The organism is Enterococcus sp. BSD2780061688st2 D3 (assembly GCF_005844145.1).
In the GTDB taxonomy this organism is placed as follows: Bacteria; Bacillota; Bacilli; order Lactobacillales; family Enterococcaceae; genus Enterococcus_B; species Enterococcus_B durans.
The window spans coordinates 50,882-61,406 of sequence record NZ_SPHN01000007.1; the positions used below are offsets into that span (position 1 = coordinate 50,882).

Genomic DNA, 10,525 nt, shown 5'->3' on the forward strand with positions numbered 1-10,525 from the left:
ATGAAAAAAACAGCTATTTTAAATAAATTAGAAAATGCCGGAGTGATCGCAGTTGTCCGTGGGGAAACTGTGGAAGAAGCAATCAAGGCAAGCAATGCGATTGTTAAAGGTGGAATCACTGGGATCGAATTGACGTTTACAGTTCCAAATGCTGATCATGCGATTGCAGAATTAGCTGCAAATTATGAAAAAGATCCCATGATCGTTATTGGTGCAGGTACTGTACTTGATGCAGTAACCGCACGATTAGCTATCATGGCTGGAGCGGAATTCATTGTCAGCCCTTGTTTTGACAAAGAAACAGCTAAAATTTGTAACTTATATCAAATCCCATACTTACCAGGGTGTATGACCATTACAGAGATGAAAACAGCACTCACTTATGGTGCAGATATCGTCAAATTATTTCCAGGCAGTGCTTTTGGTCCTAGCATTGTCAAAGCATTCAAAGCGCCACTCCCTCACTTGAATATCATGCCAACTGGTGGTGTCAGCCTTGCAAATATGCAGGATTGGTTTGCTGCAGGTGTCGTTGCTGTAGGCGTTGGCGGCAACCTACTAGCACCAGCTGCTACAGGCGATTTCGAAAAAGTGACTGAAGTAGCCACACAATATGCCGATAAATTGAAGAGCATTCGGAAGGCATAACAGATAAAAAACGAAAAGGTGGATGAAAGATGAAAATATTAACTTTTGGGGAAATGATGTTACGGCTGAAACCGCCAACCAATGAACGAATTCTGCAAACACAAAATTTTGAAGCCACATACGGTGGAGCGGAAGCAAATGTAGCCGTTTCCTTAGCGTTGTTAGGCAATAAAGTAGAATACTTATCTAAATTTCCTGAAAATCTTTTAGGGGAGAGCGCTATAAATACGTTGAGAAAATATGGAGTAGATACAGCAAAATGTTTGCGAGGCGGTGATCGCTTAGGGATCTATTTCTTTGAAAAAGGTGCAAGTATCCGTTCAACGAATGTTGTCTATGATCGGGCTTATAGTTCATTTGCGCAGGTCAAAGCAACGGAATTTGACTGGCCAGCAATTTTTAAAGATGTCGATTACTTTTACTTCTCAGGGGTTACTCCGGCAATTTCTAAAGAGTTGGAACAAATCGTCTTGGAAGCTTGTCAATATTGTAAAGAACATGGGATTGAGATTATTTCTGATTTGAACTACCGCCGTAAGATGTGGGAGCCAGAACAAGCGCAAGCAACGATTTCTAAAATCATGGAATTTGTCACTGTTTGTATTGCACATGATGAAGATTTTGAAGCAACTTTAGGTATCAAAGCGTTCGATGGTGATGATTCCCGAGGCATCGATCAAAAAGAAACCTTTAAAAAAGCAATGGTGCAAGTGACAAAAAAATTCCCGAACTGTAAGAAAGTTGCAAGTATTTTGAGAAATATCTATTCAGTAGAAGATAGCCAATGGACGGCACTACTGTTGTCAGAAGGCAAATTTTACGAAACTACGACTTATAATATGCATGTCATGGAAGGTGTAGCAGCCGGCGATGCATTTGGTGCTGGCTTGATCCATGGACTTGTTAGCGGATTTGATGAAGCAAAAATGATCCAATTTGCTTTAGCTACCAGTGTCTTGAAGTTGACGATCACTGGAGATTTGAATTTAGTTTCAGAAGCAGAAATCAATCAAGTTGCCCAAAATGGGAATGGCGCACGTTTATCTAGATAAGACATTCATTCTATTATAAAAAAAGACTTTGATGATATTTCCTGAGTGGATATCGCCAAAGTCTTTTTCAATAATCCCAATAGAAACCAACTATTCGCGTAAACTTGTTCTTTATGCTAAATTTCAATAAAATCATTTCAAAAAAGCGATAAAGTATATAACAGAAATGGGGAGTGAATGATGTTGGATGAAGAAGAAGTAATTGCAACTATTTATAATTTGATCTTGAACCCTAACACGCGGGAATGGGAAAGGACGCTACTTCGACAGACAAAAGAACGGCTAGGGGAGAAGGCTTCTGTCAAACAAGAAGTAGAAAAACTAGAGGCTGATTTGCGTCCTTTAGCCATTCGTAGAAACTTAACCCCTGATGTCATGGATTTCTATGCGGAAATTACGGGAGAACAAGACGAAGAAACGATCTATGATTTTTCTAAACACCAGCTCACCGATCCAACGTATCAAGAAAGAGCTATCTTTGCTGGAGGTTGTTTTTGGTGTATGGTCGAACCTTTTGAAACGAAAGAAGGAATCCTTTCTGTTTTATCAGGCTATACAGGTGGGGAGGTTGAACATCCGAGTTATGATCAGGTCAGCGGAGGTTATACAGGACATGTTGAAGCGGTGGAAATCCTGTTTGATACACGAAAGGTCAGCTATACTGAATTACTGGACATCTACTGGCAAATTTCAGACCCAACAGATGCGTTTGGACAATTTCAGGATCGTGGCAAACAATATCGTTCGATTATTTTTGTTGAAAATGAAAAACAACGGGCCGAAGCAGAAGAATCAAAAAGACGATTAAGCCAATCAGGACGATTCAATCAGCCAATCATCACTGAGATTCGCGATGCGACAACTTTTTGGCCTGCTGAAAACTACCATCAACGTTTCTATCTTAAACAGCCTAAACGCTACAAAAAGATGAAGCATTCTCATGAACTCTATCTTTTCTTTAAACGGAAAAAATGAGATACAGGAGGGGAAGGAATCAAAGTCACTAATTTCTATTATAAATCTGCTTCTTCATTTGAAAAGCACCGATCAAGTTTTACCTACTTATTTAAATTCTGGAATTTTTTTAAAGAATCCTACTATATATAGTGACTAATGGAGTGTTGCTAGAAAGTCAGGGTGTTGAAAAAAGTTTTTCAGCAGATAGCAAGCATACAAGATGATAGTTGCTGTAAAAATTAGTAATGCTTGGTTCCAAAGGGTATAATTAACTGTAACAGTTGAACTAGAATCACTCAGTCTATATAGGAGGGTGATGGACGCTGTTTGACAGAGGTGCCATTGGTAAATCGAAAACCGATGAACAAATAAAATGATAGCGCTTTTTTTAGAGTGGCTATGCTAAAAAGATAAAGGAGAGATAGCAATGTATGTAGCAAAACAGGATCGTTACGAAAAAATGACGTATCGAAGAACGGGAAAATCTGGATTGAAGCTGCCACTATTGTCCTTAGGGCTATGGCAAAATTTTGGAGATCATGATCCAATCAGTAATCAACGTGAGATTTTAAGAGGCGCGTTCGATATGGGGATCACTCATTTTGATTTAGCAAATAATTATGGTGGACCGGCTGGAGCTGCAGAAAAGAACTTTGGTCGGATCTTCAAAGAAGACTTTACTGCTTACCGTGATGAAATGATCATCTCAAGTAAAGCAGGGTACCATATGTGGGAAGGTCCTTACGGTGAGTGGGGCTCACGTAAATCCATCATTGCAAGTTGTGACCAAAGCTTGCAACGAATGGGTCTTGATTATGTGGACATCTTTTACCACCATCGTCCAGATCCTGAAACACCTTTGGAAGAGACTGCAGAAGCATTGATGCAACTGGTTCGCCAAGGAAAAGCGCTGTATGTTGGGATCTCTAACTATAATGGAGAAGATACGCAGAAAATGACTGAGATTCTTCGAAAAAAAGAGGCGCCTTTTATCATCCACCAAATGCGTTACAACATGTTTTCAAGAGAATTGCTAGAGGATGATCTAGCCCCTGTACTTGAAGAAAATGGCCTTGGAGCAATCACTTTTAGCCCATTAGCTCAAGGTCTGCTGACAAAACGTTACTTGAATGGGATTCCTGAAGATTCTCGTGCCCATCGCAAAGAGATCCCATTTCTTTCAGAAGATCAAGTAACGCCTACTTTGCATAAAATCACTTTGTTGCAAGAATTAGCTGAGACAAGAAATCAGTCTCTTGCGCAGATGGCATTAGCTTGGAATTTAAGGCAGGAGTCAGTGACGAGCGTGCTTGTGGGAGCAAGTCGTCTAAGTCAATTACAAGAAAGTGTTCGAATGATGGACAATCTCCATTTTTCACCAGAAGAAGAGGATAAAATCGAAACGATTTTACAACAGGACTAAAGTAATCAGTTTGAGTGTGGGACAAAAGTAAGAAATACTTTTGTCTCATTCTTTAAAAACGAATAAACGGTGGGAGCAGAAGTAACTCCTTCTTAAATAAGCCGAAATTCACAAAAATTTGAAAAACAATTTTCGTGAATTTCTTCTTATTTCTCGGAGTTAAACACTTCTATCCCAACCTCTTTTTGTCGTGGTTATGAAGTGGGATTTAAAAAAAGTCGAGGCGTAGTTTATTTCATTTAACGTGCTGTATGAATTAGCGATATTTTTTTTGCCGGAGTACTATCATAGAGTACTGATTTTGTGAGTATAGAAAGAAAAACATCACTAGAACACACATGTAGCTGAAAAGCATTGATAGATAGTGTTAGGAGATTGGCGCAAAAAGAGGTTAACTCTCTTTTTTTTGCACACTATTTTTAGTGTGCAAACGAAAAACAGATGTGGACGTACACTCTAAAATGTTGAAAACGCTATTATATCAAGGGTGAAGCGCTTTAAAAGTTGGCACGATACTTGCTTTATATAAAAGTGTAAGAAACAAGAAAGGGAAGTGTTCCACATGGAAAAGAAAACAATTATGTTAGTATGTTCAGCAGGAATGAGTACTAGTTTACTCGTAACAAAAATGCAAAAAGCAGCCGAAGAAAAAGGAGTCGAAGCGGATATCTTTGCTGTATCAGCATCCGATGCAGATAATCAATTAGAATCAAAAAATGTAGACGTTTTATTATTAGGCCCACAAGTACGATTCATGCAGAATCAATTTGCTGAAAAACTTGCACCTAAAGGTATTCCTTTGGATGTTATCAATATGCAAGATTATGGAATGATGAATGGTGCAAAAGTATTGGAACAAGCAGAATCATTAATCAATAAATAAGAAGGATTGGAGGAATCACAATGGAGGATCAAAAAAATCTTGAAGCCATCATGGGATTGATCATGTTTGGCGGAAATGCAAAAAGCGATGCAATGGAAGCGATTGCCGCTGCGAAAAAAGGCGATTTTGAATTAGCCGATGCAAAAATCAAAGATGCAGAAGAATCTTTGGTACAAGCGCATCATTCTCAAACAGAAATGCTGACACAAGAAGCTCAAGGGAATCATGTGGAAGTAACATTATTGACTGTTCATAGTCAAGATCACCTGATGACTTCGATTGCTTTTACTGATTTAGCAAAAGAAATTATCGATCTATACCGTCGCTTAGACGCATAAATCGAAATGGTAAAATAGAAAAGAGGAAAGAAACATGGATAAATTTGTTGCATTTATGGAGAAACATTTTATACCTGTCGCATCTAAAATTGGGGCACAGCGCCATTTAGTTGCGATTCGTGACTCATTTATGGTTAGTATGCCATTAATGATCTTGGGTGCTTTGGCGGTAATGATCAATAACTTACCGATTCCAGGATTCCAAGAATTGATGAATTCCATCTTTGGTGGAGAAGCTTGGAAAGGATTCGGAACATCAGCTTGGAACGGAACTTTTGCGATCCTTTCTGTTTTGATTGCTTTCTTACTCGCTTATCATTTAGCAAACGGTTATCGTAAAGACGGCGTATCTGCCGGCGTTATTTCTTTAGGATCATTCTTCGCTCTAGGCGGAGCTTTGGGCATGAGCTCAAATGGTTTATTTATTGCTATTATTGTTGGGATTATTTCAACAGAAATCTTTGTTCGTTTAAGTGGAAATGAAAAATTGATCATCAAAATGCCTGATGGTGTACCACCAGCAGTTGCGAAAGCTTTTGCTTCACTATTACCAGCAATGATCACGATCTCATTCTTTGCATTGGTTGCTGCAATCTTTGCTGCATTCGGCGTGGCTGATATAGTTGGTGCATTCTATACACTTGTTCAAGAACCATTCATGGGATTAGCAAACTCTTACCCATCAGCACTACTTTTAGCTTTCATCACACCATTCTTATGGTTCTTTGGTTTACATGGTGCAAATATGGTCGATCCATTGATGCAAACAATCAACGCACCAGCAATTGAAGCAAATGTGAATGCAATTGCCGCAGGACACAGCGCACCATTCATCGTTAACAAACCTTTCTTTGACAGCTTTGTTAACTTAGGTGGTACAGGAGCTACTTTAGGTCTTCTATTAGCGATTTACTTAGTTGGCCGCAGAAACAAACCATACATGGTCGTGACGAACTTGTCGATCGCACCAGGTATCTTCAACATCAATGAACCAACAATGTTTGGTTTGCCGATCGTATTGAACCCGATCATGTTCATTCCGTTCATCTTGACACCAATGGTTTTAGTATCTGTAGCTTACTTTGCTACTTCTACTGGTCTAGTTCCAGCAGCTACAGTTATGCCACCATGGGTAACACCACCAATCATTGGCGGGGTCTTAGCAACGAAAAGTATTTCTGGCGGTATCTTAGCCGCAGTCAACTTGCTATTATCAGTCTTGATCTATCTACCGTTCGTTAAAGTAGCGACGATCCAAGAAAAAAGAAAAGAAGAATTAAGCGCTTAAATAGTTGATTATCGAGCATTACGATAATGCAGTTTATATGAAGATGAGATAAAAGTGATCTTTACTTTTATCTCATCTTCTTTGCTTTTTAGTAGAAAAAAGCAACAGGGGAGTTGTTCACGAATAAGCATGCTATAATAGGGCAAATGTGAATGGGAGTGGGAGAAATATGAAAGGATACCAACTAATAAAGTTAAGGGAACGACCCGAATGGAAAAAGCAGGCAGCGGAATGGTTTGCTTCTAAATGGCATCTGCCCTATTCAGTATATGAAGAAAGTATTGATGAAGCCATCTCAAAAGTACAACCAGTTCCTCAGTGGTATATCGTATTAAATGAAGACGAAGAAATCATCGCTGGTGCGGGGATCATCGACAATGATTTTCATGATCGTCCGGATTTAACGCCTAATCTGTGTGCTTTATTTGTAGAAAAAGAGTATCGGAATCAGGGGATTGCACAAGAAATTTTAATGTTAGCTAGAAAAGACATGAAAAATATGGGGATCGAACGGTTGTATCTCGTGACGGATCACACTGATTTTTATGAAAGATATGATTGGGAGTTTTTAGCGATGGTTCAAGATAACGAAGGAATACCAGTGCGTATGTATCAAATCGATACTGCCGAAGACTAAAGAAGTGTAGCAAAGCTCAGCCTAAAAAAACGCGTAATCTGAAAATCTTTTTTAGATTTTCGAGATTACACGGTTGCTTGTTTATAAAGGAAAGAAGTGCTTTTTTTTAAACAAGAGAACGATAGCTATCCATTCTGGATAAGTGTGACACGCAGCTTTTCCCTCTAATAAAAACTTAGGTTTTATTTTGCTGAAGTTTTTCTTTCTTTTTTTCATCGTAGATAAAGATATTACGGATGATTTTTAAGATAGGGCGGGCTGTCAAAAAGACCGCTCCTGCAAGATAGCAGTAGGTACTGTACCGATCGGGTATCTTTGTCAGAAGAGCAATACTTCCAAAAATATAGAAGATTCCTGTCAAAAAATCGACTGCGAGTGAAAGCAAAGTATAACGATTTTGAAAATAAAGACGGAATCGTTGACCGCGTATCTCGATATCTTCTTCTTTTCCAATATCTATTTCGTGCGTATTTCGCTTGATTTCTGGCATTTAACTCACCTAACTATTGATTAAAACTAAGGTTTCAAAACAACTTTGATATTTTTATCTTCTTTTTTGTCAAAGATTTCATATGCGCGTGCGGCATCTGCTAATGGCATTGCATGTGTGATGATTTGTGCTGGGTCAAACAGGTTATCGGCAATCATCTCGTAGATTTTTGGCATCAAGTGAACGACTGGCGCTTGACCGTGTTTCACAGTAATATCTCGCATAAAAAATTCTTGTAAAGGATACGATGAAGCAGGAGTCATGTAAACGCCTGTGATTTGGACAGTTCCAAATTTTTTCGCTGCTTTTGCAGCAATCTGAATCGGTGAAATCGTTCCGCTTTGTAAGCTAACTAGATTTTTCGCCTTTTCTTTGACCGGTTCTAATCCATCCATTCCCACACAGTCTATAATGACATCCGCACCGCCTTTTGTTAATTCATAGAGGTCAGTACCTGCATTTTGAACATCCTCTAAGAGAAATGTTTCTACATTGTTGTATCTTCCTGCTTTATCGATTCGATGTTGCACAGGGTCAACTGCGATCACGCGAGAAGCGCCTGCCATCGTTGCGAATTTTTGTGCAAATAATCCGACAGGGCCTGACCCTAAGACGATCACTGTATCGCCTTGTTTCACACCCGCATTTTGTACGCTCCAATAAGCTGTAGGAAGAATATCAGATAAGAAAAGAACTTTTTCATCTGCTAGGTCGTTGTCTGGTACGATAAAAGAAGTGGTATCTGCAAAAGGTACTCTAAGATATTCTGCTTGTCCACCCCAATGGTTGCCATTCAGACTACCAAAACCAAATAATCCACCATACAGTTGATCAGAGTTCGAGCGGTCACACTGACTTTCCATCTCGTTCAGACAAAAGTGGCAATGCCCACAACTGATGTTAAAAGGGATGACCACACGCTGGCCTTTTTTCAACTTGGTAACAGCAGAACCAACTTCTTCAACGATGCCCATCGGTTCATGACCTACGACATATCCTTTTTCCAAAACAGCTTCACCATGATGATAAAGATGCAGATCGGAGCCGCAAATTGCTGTAGCGGTGATACGGATAATCGCATCGGTGGGTTCTAAAATTTTGGGATCCTCAACATTTCGAATCTCCATTTTTTGTTTGCCTTGCCAAGTAACAGCTTTCATAAAAAAATCTCCTCTCATCAAGAACAGGTAGCAACCAATCATTATTTCTAGGTGTAATCTACTTTCATTCTAAAGGAGGCTTGACCATATTGATAATAAAATGCTTGTTCAAAATAGAAAGTGATAATTAAAATAACTTTGTTATGATTGAGATAACAAATTAATGCTAGTATAATAGTACAATAGATGTATTGGTTTTATTAAAATAACGTTTATGATCAAATATATATCCATAAAAGGAGGGAATCGATGGAAGAAGAGAAAACATCCCGTATCAGGTTAGGTGTTTTATTACTGATTTGTACGGTTTCGTTATTAGGAACGATTTCTTTAGGAATTGTCAAAGGAACTTTTTTTAATCAGTCTTTTTTGCTCGAACAGACGAAAAAAACAGAGTACAGTCAACTCGTTGCAAATGAAATCAGCCAAAATTTTCGAGAAGATAATTTGGAAGAAAGTGAATATGTAGAAGTCATCGCTACTTCGATCCCACAAACGTTTATCGAACAGTCGATCAAAGTATTCATCCATGATACATATACAGGAAGCAAACGTAAGGTAAGTGAAACAACGGAGGTAACAGAAAAAATAGACAGTGTGCTTCAATCATACATACAAGAGCATCAATTGACGTTGGATGAGACAGAAAAAAATAAGATCGAAACAATGAAAGTGACCTTGGTGAATCAATTTCAGCGAACAGCAGGAAGCTACTATCTCTTTTACTTTATTCATAATATGATCGAGACGATGGAGAAAGGCGATTTTCTTTTTCTGATCATGCTCAGTATCTTTCTTGTCTGCCAATTCATTATCATTCTTTTATCAAGAAAAAATATTGGTCGTTTCATACGGTATACTTCTTTGCAACTGGGGGTAGTAGGCGGTGTGCTACTCATAGTTGCTGGTGCTCTTTACTTGAGTCGTTTGTCGCAAAATCTGGAATTTAGATCCCCAGCTGTTCAGGTATTGATGGCTAGCTATATTCAAACCGTTCTTTCCTATTTTGTCATTTCAGGAGGAATCGTTGCTAGCCTTGGTGTGATCCTTGGGCTATACAGTTTTGTGCGATATAAGAAAAAAGAGCGAGTGCCAAAGTAACTGAGAGAATAAATGTATTTTGTTCCAATAATATAATAGTAGAACAAATCAACAAAATGAAAGAAGCGAGCATATTCTGGAGAGAATAGGTTCGCTTCTTTGCATAACAGTCTATAAAAATCAGGGGCTAGAAGTACGCTACTAGTTAAAAGATTCAAAAATGGGGGAGTTGAATCACTAGTTTTTCACGATTTAGGAAACATCTTTTCCTTGACCCGAATAGACGGTGTTCAAAGAGCACCCCCTCGGCCCTAGTTCAAAAAATGCAAAATATGAGGAGTAATTTTTCATTTTTTCTTACTAGTGCTCGGGGCAAAACGCTCTTTTCACAATTTAGTGAAACATGTTTTCATAACCCGAATAGACGGTGTTCAAAGAGCACCCCCTCGGCCCTAGTTCAAAAAATGCAAAATATGAGGAGTAATTTTTCATTTTTTCTTACTAGTGCTCGGGGCAAAACGCTCTTTTCACAATTTAGTGAAACATGTTTTCATAACCCGAATAGACGGTGTTCAAAGAGCACCCCCTCGGCCCTAGTTCAAAAAAAA

11 protein-coding genes are annotated in these 10,525 nt (G+C 38.7%); 9 read left to right on the forward strand and 2 right to left on the reverse strand.

The window, feature by feature from the left end; all coding sequences use genetic code 11:
• The 8 genes from FGQ66_RS07245 to FGQ66_RS07280 all read left to right on the forward strand — a co-directional run bounded on the left by FGQ66_RS07245 (position 1) and on the right by FGQ66_RS07280 (position 7,226).
• Positions 1–648 carry a bifunctional 4-hydroxy-2-oxoglutarate aldolase/2-dehydro-3-deoxy-phosphogluconate aldolase gene (locus FGQ66_RS07245; RefSeq protein ID WP_138302065.1) on the forward strand — a complete coding sequence of 216 codons (648 nt, stop codon included), beginning with the start codon at positions 1–3 and terminating at the stop codon, positions 646–648.
• Between the two features lie 29 nt (positions 649–677).
• Positions 678–1,700, forward strand: coding sequence for a sugar kinase (locus FGQ66_RS07250; RefSeq protein ID WP_138302066.1), 1,023 nt, complete (start codon positions 678–680; stop codon positions 1,698–1,700).
• 180 nt (positions 1,701–1,880) lie between these two features.
• Positions 1,881–2,675: a peptide-methionine (S)-S-oxide reductase MsrA gene (msrA, locus tag FGQ66_RS07255; protein WP_138302067.1), complete on the forward strand. Its 795-nt coding sequence runs from the start codon at positions 1,881–1,883 to the stop codon at positions 2,673–2,675.
• Between the two features lie 409 nt (positions 2,676–3,084).
• Positions 3,085–4,080: an aldo/keto reductase gene (locus FGQ66_RS07260; protein ID WP_113846485.1), complete on the forward strand. Its 996-nt coding sequence runs from the start codon at positions 3,085–3,087 to the stop codon at positions 4,078–4,080.
• Between the two features lie 562 nt (positions 4,081–4,642).
• Positions 4,643–4,963: a PTS sugar transporter subunit IIB gene (locus FGQ66_RS07265; protein ID WP_005877911.1), complete on the forward strand. Its 321-nt coding sequence runs from the start codon at positions 4,643–4,645 to the stop codon at positions 4,961–4,963.
• A gap of 20 nt (positions 4,964–4,983) precedes the next feature.
• Positions 4,984–5,301, forward strand: a complete 318-nt coding sequence (locus FGQ66_RS07270) for a PTS lactose/cellobiose transporter subunit IIA (RefSeq protein ID WP_005877906.1) — start codon at positions 4,984–4,986, stop codon at positions 5,299–5,301.
• Positions 5,302–5,335: 34 nt separating this feature from the next.
• Entirely contained in the window at positions 5,336–6,589 is a 1,254-nt protein-coding gene (locus tag FGQ66_RS07275; protein ID WP_138302068.1) for a PTS sugar transporter subunit IIC, read from the forward strand.
• A 169-nt stretch (positions 6,590–6,758) separates the two neighbouring features.
• Positions 6,759–7,226 (forward strand): GNAT family N-acetyltransferase, encoded by a 468-nt coding sequence (locus tag FGQ66_RS07280; RefSeq protein ID WP_138302069.1) that lies wholly within the window; start codon positions 6,759–6,761, stop codon positions 7,224–7,226.
• Positions 7,227–7,401: 175 nt separating this feature from the next.
• Here the strand turns inward: FGQ66_RS07280 and FGQ66_RS07285 are convergent, their stop codons facing one another.
• Together FGQ66_RS07285 and FGQ66_RS07290 are read right to left on the reverse strand one after the other, a co-directional pair.
• Positions 7,402–7,716, reverse strand: coding sequence for a YrhK family protein (locus tag FGQ66_RS07285; RefSeq protein ID WP_138302070.1), 315 nt, complete (start codon positions 7,714–7,716; stop codon positions 7,402–7,404).
• 26 nt (positions 7,717–7,742) lie between these two features.
• Entirely contained in the window at positions 7,743–8,876 is a 1,134-nt protein-coding gene (locus tag FGQ66_RS07290) for an alcohol dehydrogenase catalytic domain-containing protein (RefSeq protein ID WP_113846482.1), read from the reverse strand.
• Positions 8,877–9,125: 249 nt separating this feature from the next.
• Here FGQ66_RS07290 and FGQ66_RS07295 point away from each other — a divergent pair, with 249 nt between their 5' ends.
• On the forward strand, positions 9,126–9,977 hold the full coding sequence (locus FGQ66_RS07295; RefSeq protein ID WP_138302071.1) for a hypothetical protein: 852 nt from the start codon (positions 9,126–9,128) through the stop codon (positions 9,975–9,977).
• The last annotated feature ends 548 nt before the right edge of the window (positions 9,978–10,525 follow it).

Bases quoted from the DNA above. Each gene is read 5' to 3' on its own strand.
- FGQ66_RS07245 (WP_138302065.1), top strand. From the start codon at position 1: ATGAAAAAAACAGCTATTTTAAATAAATTAGAAAATGCCGGAGTGATC.
- FGQ66_RS07250 (WP_138302066.1), top strand. From the start codon at position 678: ATGAAAATATTAACTTTTGGGGAAATGATGTTACGGCTGAAACCGCCA.
- msrA (WP_138302067.1), top strand. From the start codon at position 1,881: ATGTTGGATGAAGAAGAAGTAATTGCAACTATTTATAATTTGATCTTG.
- FGQ66_RS07260 (WP_113846485.1), top strand. From the start codon at position 3,085: ATGTATGTAGCAAAACAGGATCGTTACGAAAAAATGACGTATCGAAGA.
- FGQ66_RS07265 (WP_005877911.1), top strand. From the start codon at position 4,643: ATGGAAAAGAAAACAATTATGTTAGTATGTTCAGCAGGAATGAGTACT.
- FGQ66_RS07270 (WP_005877906.1), top strand. From the start codon at position 4,984: ATGGAGGATCAAAAAAATCTTGAAGCCATCATGGGATTGATCATGTTT.
- FGQ66_RS07275 (WP_138302068.1), top strand. From the start codon at position 5,336: ATGGATAAATTTGTTGCATTTATGGAGAAACATTTTATACCTGTCGCA.
- FGQ66_RS07280 (WP_138302069.1), top strand. From the start codon at position 6,759: ATGAAAGGATACCAACTAATAAAGTTAAGGGAACGACCCGAATGGAAA.
- FGQ66_RS07285 (WP_138302070.1), bottom strand. From the start codon at position 7,716: ATGCCAGAAATCAAGCGAAATACGCACGAAATAGATATTGGAAAAGAA.
- FGQ66_RS07290 (WP_113846482.1), bottom strand. From the start codon at position 8,876: ATGAAAGCTGTTACTTGGCAAGGCAAACAAAAAATGGAGATTCGAAAT.
- FGQ66_RS07295 (WP_138302071.1), top strand. From the start codon at position 9,126: ATGGAAGAAGAGAAAACATCCCGTATCAGGTTAGGTGTTTTATTACTG.